This is a genomic window from Phyllobacterium sp. SYP-B3895 (assembly GCF_009647635.1).
Classification (GTDB): Bacteria; Pseudomonadota; Alphaproteobacteria; order Rhizobiales; family Rhizobiaceae; genus Phyllobacterium; species Phyllobacterium pellucidum.
This window is the reverse complement of sequence record NZ_WJIG01000001.1, coordinates 386,688-405,272: the sequence shown is the minus strand read 5'-3', so window position 1 is coordinate 405,272 and position 18,585 is coordinate 386,688. Positions and strand designations below refer to the sequence as shown.

The 18,585-nt window shown below is 59.6% G+C and carries 15 protein-coding genes and 1 pseudogene; 4 read left to right on the top strand and 12 right to left on the bottom strand.

The features are described 5' to 3' along the window. Nucleotides 1-38 precede the first annotated feature (38 nt). From GF108_RS01950 to sppA, 12 genes are all read right to left on the bottom strand, one after another. The gene (locus GF108_RS01950; RefSeq protein WP_370462046.1) at nucleotides 39-437 is read right to left on the bottom strand and encodes a VOC family protein; all 399 of its coding nucleotides are present in this window, start codon (nucleotides 435-437) and stop codon (nucleotides 39-41) included. Then, nucleotides 434-2,032: a murein biosynthesis integral membrane protein MurJ gene (gene murJ, locus GF108_RS01945; protein WP_153666659.1), complete on the bottom strand. Its 1,599-nt coding sequence runs from the start codon at nucleotides 2,030-2,032 to the stop codon at nucleotides 434-436. Before murJ ends, GF108_RS01950 begins: the two co-directional genes overlap by 4 nt. Beyond that, nucleotides 2,033-4,846, bottom strand: coding sequence for a [protein-PII] uridylyltransferase (locus tag GF108_RS01940; protein WP_153666658.1), 2,814 nt, complete (start codon nucleotides 4,844-4,846; stop codon nucleotides 2,033-2,035). It lies immediately after the preceding gene. 87 nt (nucleotides 4,847-4,933) lie between these two features. Then, entirely contained in the window at nucleotides 4,934-7,591 is a 2,658-nt protein-coding gene (gene mutS, locus GF108_RS01935; RefSeq protein ID WP_153667294.1) for a DNA mismatch repair protein MutS, read from the bottom strand. A 175-nt stretch (nucleotides 7,592-7,766) separates the two neighbouring features. Beyond that, nucleotides 7,767-8,609 carry a GNAT family N-acetyltransferase gene (locus GF108_RS01930; RefSeq protein ID WP_153666657.1) on the bottom strand — a complete coding sequence of 281 codons (843 nt, stop codon included), beginning with the start codon at nucleotides 8,607-8,609 and terminating at the stop codon, nucleotides 7,767-7,769. Nucleotides 8,610-8,888: 279 nt separating this feature from the next. Further along, on the bottom strand, nucleotides 8,889-9,392 hold the full coding sequence (gene lspA, locus GF108_RS01925; protein WP_153666656.1) for a signal peptidase II: 504 nt from the start codon (nucleotides 9,390-9,392) through the stop codon (nucleotides 8,889-8,891). Nucleotides 9,393-9,404: 12 nt separating this feature from the next. Continuing rightward, nucleotides 9,405-10,274: an RNA methyltransferase gene (locus GF108_RS01920; RefSeq protein ID WP_153666655.1), complete on the bottom strand. Its 870-nt coding sequence runs from the start codon at nucleotides 10,272-10,274 to the stop codon at nucleotides 9,405-9,407. Further along, nucleotides 10,271-11,305 carry a class I SAM-dependent methyltransferase gene (locus tag GF108_RS01915; protein ID WP_370462089.1) on the bottom strand — a complete coding sequence of 345 codons (1,035 nt, stop codon included), beginning with the start codon at nucleotides 11,303-11,305 and terminating at the stop codon, nucleotides 10,271-10,273. Before GF108_RS01915 ends, GF108_RS01920 begins: the two co-directional genes overlap by 4 nt. Nucleotides 11,306-11,449: 144 nt before the next feature. Further along, nucleotides 11,450-12,427, bottom strand: a complete 978-nt coding sequence (locus GF108_RS01910; RefSeq protein WP_153666653.1) for an ornithine cyclodeaminase family protein — start codon at nucleotides 12,425-12,427, stop codon at nucleotides 11,450-11,452. A 33-nt stretch (nucleotides 12,428-12,460) separates the two neighbouring features. Further along, nucleotides 12,461-12,793, bottom strand: a complete 333-nt coding sequence (locus GF108_RS01905) for a lipopolysaccharide assembly protein LapA domain-containing protein (protein WP_153666652.1) — start codon at nucleotides 12,791-12,793, stop codon at nucleotides 12,461-12,463. Nucleotides 12,794-12,834: 41 nt separating this feature from the next. Then, on the bottom strand, nucleotides 12,835-13,119 hold the full coding sequence (locus GF108_RS01900) for an integration host factor subunit beta (RefSeq protein WP_027230624.1): 285 nt from the start codon (nucleotides 13,117-13,119) through the stop codon (nucleotides 12,835-12,837). Nucleotides 13,120-13,204: 85 nt separating this feature from the next. After that, on the bottom strand, nucleotides 13,205-14,191 hold the full coding sequence (sppA, locus tag GF108_RS01895; RefSeq protein ID WP_153666651.1) for a signal peptide peptidase SppA: 987 nt from the start codon (nucleotides 14,189-14,191) through the stop codon (nucleotides 13,205-13,207). 258 nt (nucleotides 14,192-14,449) lie between these two features. Between sppA and lptC the strand changes: the two genes are divergently transcribed. The 4 genes and pseudogenes from lptC to rpoN all read left to right on the top strand — a co-directional run bounded on the left by lptC (nucleotide 14,450) and on the right by rpoN (nucleotide 18,480). Then, on the top strand, nucleotides 14,450-15,187 hold the full coding sequence (gene lptC, locus GF108_RS01890; protein WP_091920303.1) for an LPS export ABC transporter periplasmic protein LptC: 738 nt from the start codon (nucleotides 14,450-14,452) through the stop codon (nucleotides 15,185-15,187). A gap of 56 nt (nucleotides 15,188-15,243) precedes the next feature. Continuing rightward, nucleotides 15,244-15,840 (top strand): LptA/OstA family protein, encoded by a 597-nt coding sequence (locus tag GF108_RS01885; RefSeq protein ID WP_153666650.1) that lies wholly within the window; start codon nucleotides 15,244-15,246, stop codon nucleotides 15,838-15,840. Nucleotides 15,841-15,958: 118 nt separating this feature from the next. After that, nucleotides 15,959-16,687: pseudogene (gene lptB / locus GF108_RS01880) on the top strand (LPS export ABC transporter ATP-binding protein); the annotation flags it as partial. A 155-nt stretch (nucleotides 16,688-16,842) separates the two neighbouring features. Continuing rightward, a complete protein-coding gene (gene rpoN / locus GF108_RS01875) occupies nucleotides 16,843-18,480 on the top strand; it encodes an RNA polymerase factor sigma-54 (RefSeq protein WP_153666649.1) in 1,638 nt (545 codons plus the stop codon). Nucleotides 18,481-18,585 lie beyond the last annotated feature (105 nt).

Here is an 18,585-nt window from a genome sequence, read left to right as displayed (position 1 = left end):
AGCGCGGTTTTGGCAGAGCCACACGCAGTATTCAAGCCCTATATCGTAGGCTGCTTGAGTTGAAGCAAGTCCCACTTGTTGCCGTAGAGATCCTGGAACACGGCGACGCTGCCATATGACTCATGCCGTGGCTCTTCAAGGAAGATGACGCCTGATTTGACCATTGCCGAATGACCGCGCTCGAAGTCGTCCGTGTGAAGGAAGAAAGCGACCCGTCCGCCCGTCTGGTTGCCGGCGGCGGCTTCCTGGGCTTCTCCGTCCGCTTTCGCGAGAAGGATACGCGTTCCGCCGTCGCCAGGCGCCACGACCACCCAGCGCTTTGTTTCGGAAAGCGCGGTATCCTCGACGAGGCGAAAACCGAGCTTTTGCGTGTACCAGGCGATGGCTTCGTCATAGTCGCGCACGACCAGCGTGACCAATCCGATGCGGCGGCTCACGATGCGGCATCCGTTGGCTTGGCTTCAGCGGCCTTCGCGCCGCGCTTCACGTTGCGGCGGATCATGGCAAGACTGGCGCCGCCCGTGCCGAAGGCAAGGGCAAAGTAAGAGATCATCGCCAGGATGACCAGCGTCAGCACGGCAACGGCCTGTGTGTGGAGCGGCGCATGCGGTGCAAGCGCAGGGCCCATCCAGATAATCGCATAATGAAGGCCGATCGCCATGACCGCCGCGGATATGAACAGTCGCGGAATGCGGGTGAGGAGAGGGATGTCGCGTCCCCAGTGGCCGCGCCATACCAAGGTCGCAAAGAGCAGGATGGCGTTGACCCAACCCGCGACGATCTCGGCGGTGGCAATGCCGGTCTCGTACATGATCGGGAAGAGCGTGAGCGCGAGCGAGACATTCACCGCCACGGCAATGGCCGCAAAGATCATCGGTGTGCGGGTGTCCTCACGGGCAAAGAACCCGGGCAGGAACGCCTTGATCAGCACGAAAGCCGGAAGCCCCAACCCGTAGACGGCGAGGATATTGCCGACCGTATGCGTCGAGGTGGGGGAGAAATTGCCGCGCTCGTAGAGCATACGAACGATCGGCTCGGACATGACGAGCAGTGCCGCTGCTGCCGGCAGCGTCAGAAACAGGGTGAATTCCACCGAGCGGTTCTGCAGGCTCGACGCTTCCTTGAGGTTGCCCGAGCGCAGCGCGCGTGCAAGTTCCGGCAAAAGCACGGTAGCGACGGCAATGCCTACGACGCCGAGCGGCAGCTGGTAGATGCGGTCGGCATAGGCGAGCGAGGAAATGGCCCCGGATTTCGCCGAAGCGATGTTGGTGTTGATCAGAAGGTTGATCTGCGTGATGCCCCCGGTTACTGCCGCGGGAAGCGCCAGAACCAGCAGGCGTTTCACGTTTTTGGTAAGATGCGGCAGGCGGAAACCGATGGTGATGCCAGCATTGCGCACCGCAATCCACACGATCGCAAGTTGCACGAGGCCGGAGACCATGACACCCCAGGAGAGGGCGTAGCCGACCTGCCTGCCGTCCTGGCCGGTATACCAGGCATAGGCAAGCACACCGATCAGAATGACATTGAGGAAGACCGGCGCGATCGCAGCGGCAAAATAGCGGTGCAGCGAATTCAGCATCCCGCTCATCATCGCCGCCAGCGACATACAGGCGAGATATGGGAACATGATGATCGCCATGCGCACCGTATTGTCGAACTTCATCGGATCCTCGACGAAGCCCGGCGCAATGACATAGCGCACGATCAGCGGCATCGACACTTCCATCAGGATCGTCAGCGTCAGCAATACGGTGAAGAGGACGCCGAACACCTCTTCGGAGAAGCGACGCGCCCCATCAAGACCGTATGCCTCGATCTCCTTGGCAAAAAGTGGAACGAACGCCGCGTTGAAAGCGCCCTCCGCAAAAAGCCGGCGAAATGTATTGGGGAAGCGGAAGGCGGCGTTGAAAGCGTCGGCGATCGGCCCGGTGCCGAGCGCGCTCGCCATCAGCATTTCGCGGGTGAAGCCGAAGACGCGGCTCATCAGCGTGCCGGATGCGACAGTTGCAAATTTCTTGACGAGACTCATTTATTCCGCCGTCATGAGGATGTTTTGCCGCTGCGGCTGGGCGGTGGTTATGTCGCCTTCGCCGAAGAGTGCGAGCAGCTTCTTGCGAATGCGGTTTTGCCGCGCCGTGTTGGTGACTTTCTGGCCGACGAGGTCCGTCACGTAAAACACGTCGATGACCTTTTCGCCGAAAGTCGTCACATGCGCCGAGGCGATATCGAGCGAAAGATCGGAAATGATCCCGGTGATCTCTGAAAGAAGGCCGGGCCGGTCGAGCCCCTCCACCTCGATGACGGTGAACTTGTTGGAGAGCGTATTGTTGATTTCGACCCCGGGCTCGATACGGAAAGCGCGGACCGCCCGCTTCGGCTTGGTGCGCGCCGCCAGCATTTCAGGAAGATAGCTGCGGCCGGAAAGCACATCCTCGATCAATCGGCCGACGTTCTTCGCCCGCCTCCGCTCGTCATCATCGGTCGGAAATTCGCGGCTGATCAGGATCGTATCGAGCGCCCGCCCGTCGCTGGTCGTGAAGATCTGCGCATCGACGATGTTGGCGCCCGCCGCGGCGCAGGCGCCGGCAATGATCGAGAGCAGGCGTGGATGATCCGGCGATAGAACCGTAATCTCGGTGACGCCTTCGAAATCATGCGTCTTGATCATGGTGGACAGCGTCTTGCCGGCCGCATCGGATTCGCGAATGAAATTCGCGTGGCGGATCTGGTCGTCGAGGCTGACCGTCAGGAGATAGTTCTGGTAGTGCAGCGCCAGGTAGGACTGGCGCTCGATCTGCGGCCAGGAAGACAGTGCGTGTTCGAGCTGAGACCGTGCATGTTGGGTGCGTTTCTTGCGCGGAACCTCCGAGAAGCCGCCGGTCAGCAACAATTCTGTCTCATAGAAGAGGTTGCGGAGCAGCTGGCCCTTCCAGCCGTTCCATACGCCTGGACCCACCGCCTTGATGTCGCAGATGGTGAGGATCAGCAGCAGCTTCATGCGGTCGAGCGATTGGACGATTTCGGCGAAATCCTCGATTGTCTTCCGATCGTTGAGATCGCGCGATTGCGCAACCCGGCTCATGGTCAGGTGCTGCTCGACGAGCCACGCGACGGTCTCGGTATCAGCCTTGGAGAGGCCAAGCCGGGGTCCTAGCCGCCTTGCGATGCGGGCGCCTGCAGTCGAATGATCTTCGGGACGTCCCTTGGCGATATCGTGCAGGAGCAGCGCCACGTAGAGGATTTTGCGATCCTTCTTGAGCCCCGGCATGATCTGGTTGGCCAGCGGGTGTTCCTGGCCGAGATCGCCATGGTCGATCTCCGACATCACTGCGATACAGCGCAGAAGGTGTTCGTCGACCGTATAGTGATGATACATGTTGAACTGCATCATCGCGACGATCTTGCCAAAATCCGGGATGAACTTGCCCAGCACGCCGGATTCGTTCATGCGCCGCAAGATCAGCTCGGGATTGCGCTCGGAAGTCAGAATTTCGAGAAAGAGCCGGTTCGCTTCCGGGTTCTCCCGCAATTCGCCATTGATCAGCGACAGCGAACGGGTGACGAGTTGCATCGCATCGGGATGAAACTCGAGGCCCTGCTGGTCCGCATAGTGAAACAGGCGGATGAGGTTGACCGGGTCCTTCTCGAAGACACCGTCATCGGCGATGGTGATGCGATGGTTGTCGATGACGAAATCGCTTGTCCCGGCAATCTTGCGCTTGCGACGGGAAAAGGTCAGGAAAATCCTGTTGAAGCCGGGCACGTGCTTGGCCTGTTCTTCCTCCAGTGCCGCGCAAATGATGCGCGTCAGGTCGCCGACCTCCTTGGCAACGAGGAAGTAGTGCTTCATGAAGCGTTCGACGTCGCGCTGGCCGGGATGCGCCGTATAGCCAAGTCGCCGGGCGATCTCGCTCTGGATATCGAAAGAGAGCCGTTCCTCGGCCTTGCCGGTCAAAAAGTGCATGTGGCAGCGCACCGCCCATAGAAGGTCCTCGGCCTTGCGGAACTTGTTGTGCTCCGCCCGCGACAGCACACCGAGCTTTACCAGCTCATCGCTGGTTTTGACGCGGTAGTAGTATTTGGCGATCCAGAACAGCGTATGCAGGTCGCGCTGGCCGCCCTTGCCCTCCTTGACGTTGGGCTCGACCAGGTAGCGCGTGGCGCCGGCCTTGCGGTTGCGCGCATCGCGTTCGGCAAGCTTGGCCTCGATGAATTGCGGACCCGTTCCCTTGACCACTTCGTCGTCGAACCGCTTTTCCAGCGAAGTGAACAGCTCCTCATTGCCACAAACATAACGCGCCTCGAGAATGCTGGTGCGTATAGTCATGTCCGCCAGCGAAAGGCGAATGCATTCATCGAGATTGCGGGTGGCATGCCCGACCTTGAGCCCGGCGTCCCACAGCATGTAGAGGATATACTCGACGACCTGTTCGCCCCACGGCGTTTGCTTGTAGGGCAAGAGAAACAGAAGATCGATATCCGAGCCCGGCGCCAGGGCGCCGCGCCCATAGCCGCCGACCGCGACGATGCTCATGCGTTCGGCTGTCGACGGGTTTACCGCAGGATAGACATGGGCGACCGCGAATTCGTACAGCGCCGAAATGATCTGATCCATCAGAAAGGAAAGCCGCATGGCGCAACGCGTGCCCCCGGCATCTTTCATCAGCAGCTCTTCTGCCTTCTTGCGGCCGGATGCGAGCGTTTGCTTGACAAGCTGCAGCACGTCGTTGCGATCGACGGATGCTGCCCCATTGTCCTTCGCCGCCTTGACCAGATCTTCAAACTGCCGATGAAGTATGGTGGGGTTGACGATCTGTTCCAGTTTCAGGTCTGAGGCGTTCATGAACACGACTTTATGGATGATGGCTCGCTATAGCGCGAAATCAATTCAAACGGAATGACTTCATTTGAAACAGGTCAAACCCGCCCTTCATGAATTCGTTGCTGCAATGCCTTTCAGGCGGTAGAGCACTTCAAGCGCCTCGCGGGGCGTCATTTCATCAGGATTGACGCCGGTGAGCGCGGTGAGGAGGGCGCTGTCTTTCCCCTGTGCCGGCTTGGGCGCCTGGCGTTTCACTTCAACAGAGAACAGCGGCAGATCGTCGATCAGCTTGTCGGCCTTGCCGGAGGTATTGCCAGCCTCGAGCTGGTGCAGCACGTCGCGGGCTCGGCTGACGACCGCTTCCGGCAGGCCGGCGAGGCGGGCGACCTGAACGCCATAGGAGCGGTCAGCCGCGCCCTTGGCGACCTCGTGCAGGAAGACGACATCGCCGTCCCATTCCTTGACCCGCATCGTGACGTTGCCGAGGCGCGGGAGCTTCTCGGAAAGCGCTGTCATCTCATGAAAATGCGTGGCGAAGATCGCCCGGCACTGGTTTTTCTCGTGCAGATATTCGACCGCCGCCCAGGCAATGGACAGGCCGTCGAAGGTCGCCGTACCGCGCCCGATCTCATCGAGAATAACCAGCGAGCGGTCGCTCGCCTGATTGAGGATCGCTGCGGTTTCCACCATCTCCACCATGAAGGTCGAGCGGCCGCGGGCAAGATCATCGGATGCGCCGACCCGCGAAAACAGGCGGTCGACGATGCCGATATGGGCCGAGCCCGCAGGAACGAACGAGCCCATTTGGGCTAGGATCGCGATCAGCGCGTTCTGGCGCAGGAACGTCGATTTACCGCCCATGTTCGGTCCGGTCAGCAACCAGATCGCGCCCTTGCCGGTTCCCTCGGGAGATAGTGTACAGTCATTGGCCACAAACGGGTTTGCGGCCTGCCGCCGTAGCGACTGTTCGACGACGGGATGGCGTCCGGCGATGATCGCGAAGGCTAGGCTGTCATCGACCAGCGGACGGCAATAGCCCTGTTCCTCCGCAAGGACCGCGAGCGACACCGAGACGTCGAGCGCCGCCAGTGCCGCTGCCCCGGCGCGTATCGCCTCGGCATTTTCGACGGTCTCCCGCGTAAGCTGCTCGAAAACATCAAGTTCGATGCCGAGCGCGCGGTCCGCCGCATTGGCGATCTTGGTTTCGAGTTCCGCAAGCTCGGTCGTCGTGAAGCGCATTGCGTTGGCGATGGTCTGGCGATGAATGAACTTTGCCTTGGCTGCATCCGTATCGGTCATCACCGACGCATTGTTGGCCGTCACCTCGATGAAATAACCCAGCACATTATTGTGCTTGATCTTCAGCGACCTGATGCCCGTCGTCTCCATATAGTCGGCCTGGAGGCCGGCGATGACGCGGCGTGAGTGGTCGCGAAGGGCGCGCATTTCGTCAAGCTCGGCATTATAGCCGGGCCGCACGAAACCGCCGTCGCGCTTGAGGAGCGGCAGTTCATCGGCAAGCGCTGCTTCAAGATGGCTGAGGAAATTACGCGGCAACCCGGCGAGGCAATCGCGGACCCTCGCAAGCTCGCTTGGCAGGATCTCTGTTCCGATGACACGGCCGATCTCGTCGGCGGCTTCAAACCCGCGGGCGAGCGCGCCGAGGTCCCGGGGCCCACCCCGTCCGACGGCGAGCCGCGAGAGGGCGCGCGGCATATCCGGTACCCCTTTGAGCGTTTCCCGGACAATGCCGGCAAGCGATTGCTGCAGCAGAAAGAAGGAGACAGAATCGAGGCGCGTGGAAATGGCCTCCGGGTCGGTCAGCGGCGCGGTGAGCCGTTCGGACAGCAACCGGGCGCCCCCGCCGGTAACCGTCCGGTCGATTGCCTTGAGCAAACTGCCATCGCGATTGCCGGAAAGCGTACGCAGGAGTTCGAGGTTGGCGCGCGTCGCAGGATCGATGAAGAGCGAGGAGCCTTCCGACTCGCGCTCCGGGCGCATCAGCGGCGGACGCTCCGCGATCTGCGTCTTTTCCACGTAGGCGATGGCGCCGGAAATCGCCGAAAGTTCGGCCCGCGAAAACTGGCCGAACCCGTCGAGCGTGCCGACATCGAAATAGCGTTGGATGCGGTTTTCCGCCGTTGCGCTGTCGAAGAGGCTTGGCGGCTGCGGCGTGACTGACCGACCGAGAATGTCGAAGATCGGACGAAGGTCCGGATCGTGGAAGACGGGATCGGCGACGATGAGTTCGCGCGGTTCGACCCGCAATATATCGGCGAGCATGCGGGACGGGTCGGTTTCGCCGACGCGGAAGGTGCCGGTGGAAATATCGATCCAGGCGAGCGCAAACTGCCCTTGGCCCCCGCCCTTCACACGGCCGAGCGTCATCAGATAATTGGCCTCGGATGGATCGAGCAGCTTTTCCTCGGTGATCGTCCCCGGCGTTACCAGACGGACGACATCGCGCTTGACGACCGATTTCGAGCCGCGTTTCTTCGCTTCGGCTGGATCTTCGATCTGCTCGCAGACGGCGACGCGAAAGCCGCGCGCGATGAGCTTCTGCAAATAATCATCGGCGGCATGGACGGGCACGCCGCACATCGGGATGTCGTCGCCGAGGTGCTTGCCGCGCTTGGTCAGCGTAATGCCGAGCGCCCGCGATGCTGCGACGGCATCGTCGAAGAACAGCTCGTAGAAATCGCCCATCCGATAGAACAGGAGGCTGTCGGGATTCGTCGCCTTGATCTCGATATATTGCTCCATCATCGGCGTCGGCCGCGCCGATGGCTCGGCATCGTAGGCAGGCGTTTCGATTATGGTTGCAAGTTCCGCCAATGCGCTCTCCTGATAGACCCTTGTCCAGTCTGGAGCAATTTATGCGCAAACGCAGGATTTACCCACCTCTGTAGCGAGTATCCTGCGTTCTTCTCCACAGATGATCTCAAGCGAAACGCTTTGCTTCCGCGGCATAGTGGCTAACATAGCGTTCAGCGATGCGGCTGACCGGCAGGATGATCAAGACATCCGTCGTGCCGAAATCGTGATCGATGACGGCGCCGTCCCCGATCATTGCGCCAAGGCGAAGGTAGCCCTTGATGAGCGGCGGCATGGCAAACATGGCGACTCGCGGGTTGATCGCCTCGGCCGGAACGAGGTCCATTGCCTGGTAGCGGTCAGGCAAGGCGCGGACGTCCCAATCGGGCGTCGCGCGGAAATTGTGCTGCAGGAACGAAAGTTGCAGCGCATGGGCTGCAGGAACGGTCCCCTGGAATGAGGCGCATCCGAACATGACCCCGATCGAATGATGGCGGCAATAGGTCCAGATCCCCTGCCACAGGAGTTCGACGGTACGCTTCGAGCGGTACTCCGGCAGAACGCAGGAGCGCCCGAGTTCAAGGAAGCGCAAATCCGGCTTGGCACTGACGAGGCTTTCGATTGAATATTCGCTGGCTGAATAGAATCCGCCTGATGCAGAAGCTCGCTCTGAACGAAGCAGGCGATATGTCCCGACGATCTGCTTGTGCTTGGGGCCGGCGATCGAGGTATCATAGACCAGAAGATGGTCGCAGACTGGATCGAAACGGTCCGCATCGCGCTGTTCTAGCGTCGCCGATCCCTTGGCGCCGAGTTCGTCGAAGAAAACCTTGAAGCGAAGCTGCTGCGCCGACTCGATCTCGTCCTCGGTCTGGGCAAGGCAGACCTCCATCGTGCCGATGCGACCGAGCACCGAAACAAGGTGAGGCGCCACAAGAGGCGAGGGCGTTGAATCAACCTGCGAGACCATGCGCTGATCTTTAGTAGGTGAAGCACGTTCAAGCAAGGCGATGCTCATGTCGATTCGCTCTTAAGGGAGGTTGATCGGTGGTAAGGTCGCCTCCTGAATACTACAAATCGATGACGGCAGCATGACGTGACGGTGGCAGGCTTGGGGCCTCTCGTGCCGCCACGTGAATCCTCGGGTCACATGACCTGCAGTCGAAGGAACACGGAGAAGGTAGTATCGGAAGATGACCCGAGAACACCGGCCCGGATCCTTCGGCCAAGCGCGACGACCCGCCTTATCTCAGTTCTTCCCGGGTTCACCCTTCGAAGCCCGGCGTTCGCGCATCCAGGCGAGCACTTCCTCAAGCACGACCAGCGCCGCGCCGACTGAAATATAGGCATCGGCAAGGTTGAAGACGGCAAACGACCAGGTCGGCAGATGGAAAAGAACGTAATCGATAACGTAACCGTGAATGCTGCGGTCGATCAGATTGCCGATCGCGCCACCGATGATCAGGGCGAAGCCGAAGCGCGAAATCCAGCGGGTCGCAGCCGTCGTCCACCAGAGATAGCTGACGAAGCAGATGATGACGAGCGTCAGCGCAATCAGCGCAAGGTCGTGCAGCCCGCTGAGCATGGAAAAGGCAATGCCATTGTTGTGAACGCGAAACAGTGCGAGGAACGGCAACACGTCGATCTGCTGCTGGTAGTCCATGCCGGTCTCGACCAGATATTTGATGATCTGGTCGCTGACGACCGCAAAGGCGACGACGGCCAAGAGATTGTAAAGGGCTTTGGTTTTCATCGTTCTCTTGTTTCAGTTTCCGCCATCGAGCTTGAGCGCGTCGCGCCTTATCTCGAACAGCATGATCCCGGTTGCAATGGCAAGATTAAGCGAATCCGCGCGGCCCTCCTGCGGTATGCGGGCAAGCTTGTCACAGTCGGCCGCGAGTTGGTCCGGCAGTCCCTGCTGCTCGTTGCCCATCAAAAGGACAACGGGACGGTTCGCATAAGGAATGGTGCGGTAATCGACGGCGCCTTTGAGGTGCGTACCAACGACGAGCCCGGCAAAGCCTTTGCGCCAGGCCAGGAACTCGGCCTCGGTGGCGCGCATGAGCGGTACCGCGAAGACCGAACCCATTGTGGCCCGCACGGTTTCGAGCGAGAATGGATCGGTTGTATCGCCGATCAGGATGATGCCCTTGGCGCCGACGGCGTCGGCGGTACGAATGATCGTCCCTAGATTGCCGGGATCGCGGACCCGGTCGAGCGCCACATAGACCTCGTTGCCTTGCGGCCTCAGTGCAGCAAGCGGCTGGGTCCGCTGTTCGAGGACGCCGACCACCATTTGCGGATTGTCGCGCCGGGTAATGGCGGCAATGACCTTTTCACTGACTTCGAGGACATCGCCGCCCTTGGCGATGGTGCGCGCCGCCACCTGCTCGACAAGTGAATTGCCCTTGCCTGCCTTGGAAAAGACGAGAGTGCGGATCTTCCAGCCGAGATCGAGTGCGTCGATGATCAGCTTCAGCCCTTCGGCGAGAAAGACACCCTCCTGATCGCGATATTTTTTCATCGCGAGTGCGCGCAAATCCTTCACGATCGGGTTGGTGAGGCTGGTCACTTCCTTGACCCTGCCGGGCCGTGCGAGTCCGGTGCCTCGAGTGTGGTCGTCGTGTCGCGTCATGTATTTTCCCAACGGCTGAACAGCGAGGTGGAAAGCGCGCGTCCCGAGGAACGTTCGCGCAGGATAAGTTCGCCCGATTCCACCGTGCCGCCGAGGCCAGTGAACGCATCGCGCATCAATTCGTGGATCGCGAAAAACGAGGCGCGGATCGAATAGGCGGTCAACACGACGCTGAGCGCATCGGGGGAGAGGATGGAGCGGCAGATATCGACCATGTCGGGAAGATTGTCGAAGAGTTGCCATACCTCGCCGCCCGGCCCGCGGCCATAGGCCGGGGGGTCGAGCAGGATGATATCGTAGGTGCTGCCACGCCGTTCCTCGCGCATGACGAATTTCATCGCATCTTCGCAGATCCAACGGATGGGCTTGCTGGAAAGGCCGGCCATTTCCTGGTTTTCGCGCGCCCAGGCGATGGCTTTCTTCGAGGCGTCCACATGGGTGACCTCTGCCCCGGCCCGCGCGGCAACGAGCGAGGCAACGCCGGTATAGCCGAAGAGATTGAGCACCTTGACCGGCCGTTTGGCGTTTCGGATCAGCCTGTCCATATGCGCCCAATGGGTGCCCTGCTCGGGAAAAACGCCAACATGCCGGAAGGAAGTGAAACGGCCATAGAACGGCAGTCCGTCGAAAGCGAGCGGCCAGGTTTCACCGAGCGGCACTTTCGGAAAGTGCCAGCGGCCGACGCCTTCCTCATCCGTATTGCCGGTAAAGACCGCATCCGCCTTGTCCCATTCGGCCTTGTCCCAGGCCGGCAGCCAGATCGCCTGGCCTTCGGGACGCACGATGCGGTAGGGGCCATATTGCTCCAGCTTCAGGCCATTGCCGCTATCGAGGAGCGCGTAGTCCTCCGAAGGCAGGGTTTCGAGGATAAGGCCGGTTTGCTCCTCCGGACGTGCCCCTGACCGGCGCACAAGCACGCGTCGTGGCGACGCATCCTGACGTGCGCCCCCCTGCGCGGGAGCGTCGATGGCGGGCGTGCGCACCTGCTTGGCAAATTGCGGTCGCGGCTTTACCGGGCTTTGCCATTGCACAGTCCCCTTAGCGGGGTTGGCCTTGCTGGCAGCGCCCTTGGTCTTTCTTGTTTTTCCGCCGGATGGTTTCAAGTCTCGCTTTCCCTGTCTTGGCTAGAACGCTCTAAGCCAAGACGTTGCAGGGCGAAAGCGAAATCCGAGCCGTTAGGCTTGTGATGCAGCGTTTGCCTTCTCAAAAACAAGAATTCCGGCGGCCAGATCCTCAAGTGCGGCACCGACCGATTTGAACAGCGTGATTTCCTCGGCGGACTGACGGCCCTTCATCGTGCCGCGGGTGAGGTCGAACAGGTCGCCGATGACATGCTCCTTGCCCACCACACCAGCTTTGATCGGCTGTACGATGTCGCCGCCTTCCTTGAGTGCGCCATCCCTGGTGTCGACAAACACCCGGGCGCGACGGACGCACTCATCGTCGCTCTCCCGCATGGTCGGGGTGAACGCACCGATGAGATCGACATGTGCGCCTGGCTTCAGGTGCCTGCCGAGGACAAGCGGTTCGGTCGAGAGCGTCCCGGCGGTGATGATGTCCGCCTCGGCGATTGCCGCATCCTTGTCCGAAACGGCTTTTGCATTGAAGCCGTCGGCGGCAAGGTCCGCCGCCACTTTTTCGGCATTGGCGAGGTTGCGGTTCCAGATCGAGATTTCCTTGATCGGCCGCACGGCGCTGTGGGCACGGGCAAGAAACCCCGACAGCGCGCCGGCGCCGAGGACGACGAGCTTCGATGCGTCTTCGCGCGCAAGGTAGCGCGCGGCGAGCGCCGATGCCCCGGCCGTGCGCCAGATGGTCAGCCGCTGCCCATCTATGAGTGCCTTTGGTTCGCCGGTCTTGCCGTCGAGAAGCAGGTAGACGCCCATGACTGCGGGCTTCGCCACGGCGCCGTTATCGGGCGATACGGTGACGATCTTGACGCCCATATAGCCCTTGGAGGAGTCGCCGAGGGCATGGAAATCCGACCAGGCCGGCATGAGCAGCAAGGTCGATGCCACGCCATCCGGCCGCTCGACTGTGTGGTGATGGCGCACGGGCTGAATGACGCCCTGGCGGAACGCCTGTTCAATGGCGTCGATCATATCCGGCCAATTCAATAGCCTGTCGACCTCGGCCGGGGAGATCAGTTTCATGTCTTGTTCCTTGGGTTTTCTTGTAATTGTGCCCTAGTGGAGCGAGGGCAGGTTCGGCGTCGCACCGCTATCGGCCGATGCTTTCTTGGCTTCCTTGCGCAGGAGTTCCGCTTCGAGTTTACGCTGGCGCGATAGTTTCCTATGTTTCCCTTGGTTGAACCAGGTAGCGAAACTGCCGAGGATGAGTCCGGCGATCAAGGCAGCGAACAGCCACACGAAGAGCGGGGCCGTGTAGGAAAGCGCGGGGTTTCCAGGATTGAACGGATCGATCGTCAGTTGAATTGGCGCGCGGTTCGCAACCGACAGCGCTATGAGAACGATTGCAAGCGGCACCAGCACGAGGACGATGATAATGCGATTGATCATGTATTCCTCCCGGCGCGCTTCACCCGCCCGTTCGATGAACCTCAGCTATTGGCATTGAGACGGTCGCGAAGTTCCTTGCCGGTCTTGAAAAAGGGCACCCATTTTTCTTCAACCTCGACGCTTTCGCCGGTACGCGGGTTGCGGCCACTGCGTGCAGGGCGGTTTTTGACCGAGAACGCACCGAAACCCCGAAGCTCGACGCGATTGCCCTCTGCCAGTGCATCCGTGATCTCATCGAAGATCGCGCCGACTATATTCTCGACGTCGCGCTGAAACAGATGCGGGTTGCGGTTGGCAATGATCTGCACGAGCTCTGATTTGATCACAGCGAGTTCCCTTTCGGTTCAAGACCAGGAGGACATAGGCCCCACCTCAAGACTATGTCACTGATCTTATATGTTTAATATTCTTTTATTGCGCCCCGGCAGGCTTGCCGTCAACGTGCCAAACAGAAACGAGTCCGTCAAGGAACATGCGGTCTCCGGTGAGCTGATTCAGCATTCCGGCGCTCTCCTCCGGCAGGCCGAGATAGCGGGCGAGCATTTTTGTCGCTGAATTTGAGAAGAACAGGCCGAGCGAGGATTTTTCCACGGGCTTCCATTCGACAACCGGCAGTTTGTCGTTGACGCCTTTGGTCTTCAGCCAGGCGATCGCCGTATCCTCGCCGCCGAGTTCGTCAATGAGTTTATTGGCGATGGCCTGCCGGCCGGTGAAGACCGATCCATCCGCCAGCGCCAGCGCCTGCTCATGCGTGAACTTGCGCCTTTCCTGCACGAGCCCGACGAACCAGTCATAGGAATCGATGATCATGCGGTGGATCATTTCCTTGGCTTCATCGCTTGCCGGATTGAAAAAATTGGGTTCGGCCTTGAGCGGACTCGACTTGATAGTCTCGACTTTGACACCGAGCTTGGTCAGAAGCTGCGAAATGTCGGGGTATTGGAACAACACGCCAATGGAGCCGACGATCGACGATTGGCGTGCTACGATATGGTCGGATGCGCTGGCGATCATGTAGCCTGCTGACGCCGCAAGCGTTCCGACTTGCGCGACCACCGGCTTTTTAACGGCAAGCTTGCGCACGGCCTCATAGATCGCTTCTCCGCCCGCTGTCGTTCCGCCGGGGGAATCGACCGACAGGATGACGCCCCTCACGGCGTTGGAATCGGTGACGTCCTTCAGCCGCTTCAGCAGTTCCTCGTTCTCGAAGATCGTGCCTTCAATGCGGACCTTGGCGATGTGCGGCGATGACCTGCTGGAAAACACATCCGATCCTGCCACCGAAAAATAAAACAAAATCAGTGCGAGAGCGACAATCAACAGCGCCAGGATGCGCCAGAATGTCAGTTTTCGGCGCAGGCGCCGTCTGTCAATAATCGCGTCAGCCGTGTTTGCCATCGATTTGTCCATTCATTCTCAACGTCGGTAAAAACAATCTCTGCGACATCACGAGAGGGAAGTCTAGGGTAAGGTTCCTGCGCCGGCATCTCCTCGCGCTTCATTAGAAATGCGCTAGGACCTTGTATCTCGCACGCCAACGTCATACTTGTGGTGCGGTGCAACTCGCGCGTTTATCTATTCGCCCGTTTCATCGAAAAATAACCATATTGGCGCCAAGTAGCCATACTATTGTCATTACGTAGTAACAGCCAGGCCATGTCAGTTCAGAGAAACGATACGCATCCGCACGTCCAGGCTGCCGCTGGTGCCGATCACCACGCAGAGGTGGCACGTCAATTTGCGGCGTCCGACAAGGATTCCGGTGTTTTTCGTGCGGCGGAACGCCATTCGCGCCGCGTGCGAATCCTGAAATTTGCGCTCCCTGCCGCGGCGATCGTCGGCGCGGCCGTCTTTTCGTGGTTCACGTTCTTCTCGACGACAAACATGCCGAGCAATATCTCGCTCGAGAATGCCGCGCTGGAAAACGGCAAGCTCGTCATGACGAACCCCAAGCTCGACGGGTTCACCAAGGACAAGCTTCCCTACAAGATGAGCGCCGTCAAGGCGTTGCAGGAAGTCGGCAACACCAACGTCATCTCGCTGCAGGGCATCAGCGCCGAGCTTCCGCTCGGTAAGGATATGCGCGCCAATGTCCAGGCCAAGTCCGGCGTATTCGACAATGCCAACCGGCAGTTGAAACTCGACAGCGAGATCAATTTCACGACGTCTGATGGCATCAGTGCCCAGATGAAATCGGCCGATATCGATATTGCCGGCAATTCCATGTCCACCAAAGATCCGGTCACTATACGCAATGGCACTTCAAGTATTACCGCCGATACGATGCAGATCAGCGAAAGCGGCAAGGTAATGACCTTTGAGAAGCGAGTAAGGCTTGTCATTCAGCCCACAAAACGGCAAGAAGGTACAGACGCAGTCAAATCAGTCGAGTAGTATTGACGCTCGCTCACTGAGAGTTGTGGGAATATCCGAATTTTTAGGAGAGAACGATGTCGCGCGGGGCAAGACTGATAGGCATTTCGACTGTTGCATTGGGATTGTTGGCATCATCGATGGTCGCATCCGCCGTCGCGCAGGAAAATGCGCCCGGCGGCGGCATCAAGCTCTCCGGCGATCAGCCGATCCAGATCGACGCCGACAAGCTCGTCGTCCATGACAAGGAGGGAACAGCTACCTTCACGGGCAACGTCACCGTCGTCCAGGGCGCGACCCTGCTCAAGGCCGGCTCGATGATCGTCTACTACGTCAAGAAGAAAGAGGGCGATCCGGCCCCCGCCGCGGATGCGCCGAAGACGGGCGGACTTGGCGGCTCGCAGGATATCGATCACCTCGAGGTCAACGACAAGGTCTACGTCAAATCCAACGATCAGGTGGCAACCGGCGATCACGGCACGTTCGACATGAAGTCGGAGGTGCTTGTGCTGACGGGCAACAAGGTGGTTCTGACCCAGGGCGACAATGTCGCCGTAGGCTGCAAGCTGACCGCGCAACTCAAGACCGGCGAAGCCCAGCTTGAAAGCTGCAAGAGCGGCCAGACCGGGCGCGTCTCGATTGTGGTCGCCCCCAACAACCAACCAAAGAACTGAACCGGCGGAACAGCTGTAAGTGTCATTTTTTTCACGTCGCACAAAAGCCAACAGCGCCGCGCGGCCGGAATCCAGTCTTTCGCATGAGATGCGTCCTGCCGATCCGGCAGCCATCGACCGCATGAAGGGCACGCTCGTCGCGCGCGGCATAACCAAGGGCTATAATGGCCGTCAGGTCGTCAACGGCGTGTCGTTCGGCGTGCGCGCGGGCGAGGCGGTCGGCATTCTTGGTCCAAACGGCGCGGGCAAGACCACATGCTTCTATATGGTGACCGGGCTTGTTCCTGTCGATAAGGGCACGATTGAGATCGACGGTTTTGATGTTACGACCATGCCGATGTATCGCCGTTCCCGCCTTGGCATCGGTTACCTGCCGCAGGAAGCGTCGATCTTTCGTGGCCTTTCGGTGGAGAACAACATCAAGGCGGTCCTCGAGATTGTCGAGAAGGATCGTAGCGCCCGGGCGCAGGAACTCGATTCACTGCTCGAAGAGTTTCATATCGCCCATCTGCGCAAGGCACCGGCCATTTCACTTTCCGGCGGCGAGCGACGTCGTCTCGAAATCGCCCGTGCATTGGCATCGCGCCCGAATTTCATGCTGCTCGACGAACCGTTTGCCGGCGTCGATCCGATTGCCGTGGCGGATATTCAGCAATTGGTGCGGCATCTCACGGGACGTGGCATCGGTGTGCTCATTACCGACCACAATGTGCGCGAGACGCTGAAGCTGATCGACCGGGCCTATATCATCCACGCCGGGCAAGTTCTGACCCATGGGCGCCCGGATGAAATTATTGCCAATCCGGACGTCCGGCGGCTTTACCTCGGCGACCAGTTCAGTCTCTGACCCTTCAGCTTTTGCGCGATTCAGCGCAAAATTCTGTCAGTACTGCCTTTTCACCGCTTCAAAAATGCCGCAGCCAGCGATTTTTGAGCGCCTTGCGATTGACAAGCAAGGATTGGGCCAGTTTTGTACTTTGGTACAGGAGTGGTCCCATCCTCATGGCTTTATCGCCAAAACTCGATCTCAGGCAAACCCAGGCACTGGTGATGACACCGCTGCTCATGCAGTCGATTCGACTGCTGCAGCTGACCCATGTCGAGCTCGAACAATTCATCGAACAGGAGATCGAGAAGAACCCTCTGCTTGATCGCGATGACGCCAACGGCGACTACCTTGGCATGGAGGAACGGGCCAGCAATTCAGAGCGTAATTCCGGTGAGGACGGCGAATTTGGCAAGAGCGTCACCGGAGATGGGGACGCGGGCGAACACTCCAACGGTCAGGGCGATCATTGGCTCGAAAGCGGCGAAGCGATCAGCGCCGGCTCCATGTCCGAGACCTTCGATAGTTCACTCGAGAATATTTTCCCGGACGATCCCGGTACGCATGATCTGATTGGCGGCGATCTCGCCTCCCAGTGGAAGTCGTCGGTGGGAGACGGCTATGTGTCGTCCGGCGAGGGCTACAATATCGAACAGGTAACGGCATCGCCGTTGACGCTGAGGGATCATGTTGGCGAACAGATTATTTTTACCTTCGAGAGCGCTGCCGACCGCCTCATTGCCGCGGAACTTGTCGACCATCTCGATGAAATGGGTTATCTGCGCGCCGATATCGACGAGATCGCCGAGCGGCTGGGTGTCGGCGCGGCGCATGTGGAGCGATTGATCGGCGCCATGCAGGGCTTCGAGCCGGTCGGACTGTTTGCCCGCGACCTCGCCGAATGCCTTGCGATCCAGCTGCGCGCAAAAAATCGCTTTGATCCTGCCATGCAGGCGCTCCTGCAAAATCTTGAGCTCCTGGCCAAGCGCGATTTCCACACCTTGAAAAAACTTTGCCAGGTCAGCGAAGCCGACATTCTCGATATGCTCCGGGAAATCCAGCAACTTGACCCGAAGCCGGGCACGGCGTTTTCCTCGGGGATCGCCGACAGCATTGTCCCCGACGTGATCGTCGACATGGCGGCCGATGGAACCTGGCGGATCGAACTCAACCCTGACGCACTGCCGCGCGTGCTGGTCAACAATAGCTATTACGCCACCTTGTCGAAGGCCAAGGCCTCGCCGCTGGAAAAGACGTTCCTGAGCGAATGCCTGCAGACCGCCAACTGGTTGACCCGTAGCCTCGATCAGCGCGCCCAGACGATCCTCAAGGTTGCAAGTGAAATCGTGCGGCAGCAGGAACAGTTCCTCCTCCAGGGTATCGCATATTTGCGGCCCTTGAACCTGCGTACCGTGGCCGACGCCATCGGCATGCACGAATCAACGGTAAGCCGTGTTACCGCGAATAAATACATGCTGACCAAGCGGGGCGTTTTCGAGCTTCGCTATTTCTTCAACGCCGGCATATCGGCGACAGAGGGCGGCGAGCAGCATTCCTCGCAGTCGGTTCGACACCAGATTTGCCAGCTCATCGATGCCGAGACGCCAAACGAGATCCTTTCAGACGATACGCTTGTGGATCTGCTGAAGGAGCAGGGGATCGACATAGCCCGGCGCACGGTCGCCAAGTATCGCGAGGCGATGAACATTGCCTCCTCGGTGCAAAGGCGGCGCGAGAAGAAAGCGCAGGCTTCTGTGCGCAAGAAAGATCCTGGCTCTAGATTACTCCATCACTCGGGTGTAGACTCCTTTTGAGTGGGCAATGAACTGGGCCAAAGAAGCCTGGTCAGGGAGAGAGAAGCGCCGGTACTTTGCGACGGTCGGAGCGAAAGCGCGCGTTTGGACATGAAGAATCAGCAA

Bases quoted from the DNA above. Each gene is read 5' to 3' on its own strand.
- rpoN (WP_153666649.1), top strand. From the start codon at position 16,843: ATGGCTTTATCGCCAAAACTCGATCTCAGGCAAACCCAGGCACTGGTG.
- sppA (WP_153666651.1), bottom strand. From the start codon at position 14,191: ATGGCAAACACGGCTGACGCGATTATTGACAGACGGCGCCTGCGCCGA.
- GF108_RS01910 (WP_153666653.1), bottom strand. From the start codon at position 12,427: ATGAAACTGATCTCCCCGGCCGAGGTCGACAGGCTATTGAATTGGCCG.
- lptC (WP_091920303.1), top strand. From the start codon at position 14,450: ATGTCAGTTCAGAGAAACGATACGCATCCGCACGTCCAGGCTGCCGCT.
- mutS (WP_153667294.1), bottom strand. From the start codon at position 7,591: ATGATGGAGCAATATATCGAGATCAAGGCGACGAATCCCGACAGCCTC.
- lspA (WP_153666656.1), bottom strand. From the start codon at position 9,392: ATGAAAACCAAAGCCCTTTACAATCTCTTGGCCGTCGTCGCCTTTGCG.
- GF108_RS01905 (WP_153666652.1), bottom strand. From the start codon at position 12,793: ATGATCAATCGCATTATCATCGTCCTCGTGCTGGTGCCGCTTGCAATC.
- GF108_RS01940 (WP_153666658.1), bottom strand. From the start codon at position 4,846: ATGAACGCCTCAGACCTGAAACTGGAACAGATCGTCAACCCCACCATA.
- GF108_RS01920 (WP_153666655.1), bottom strand. From the start codon at position 10,274: ATGACGCGACACGACGACCACACTCGAGGCACCGGACTCGCACGGCCC.
- GF108_RS01930 (WP_153666657.1), bottom strand. From the start codon at position 8,609: ATGGTCTCGCAGGTTGATTCAACGCCCTCGCCTCTTGTGGCGCCTCAC.
- murJ (WP_153666659.1), bottom strand. From the start codon at position 2,032: ATGAGTCTCGTCAAGAAATTTGCAACTGTCGCATCCGGCACGCTGATG.
- GF108_RS01885 (WP_153666650.1), top strand. From the start codon at position 15,244: ATGTCGCGCGGGGCAAGACTGATAGGCATTTCGACTGTTGCATTGGGA.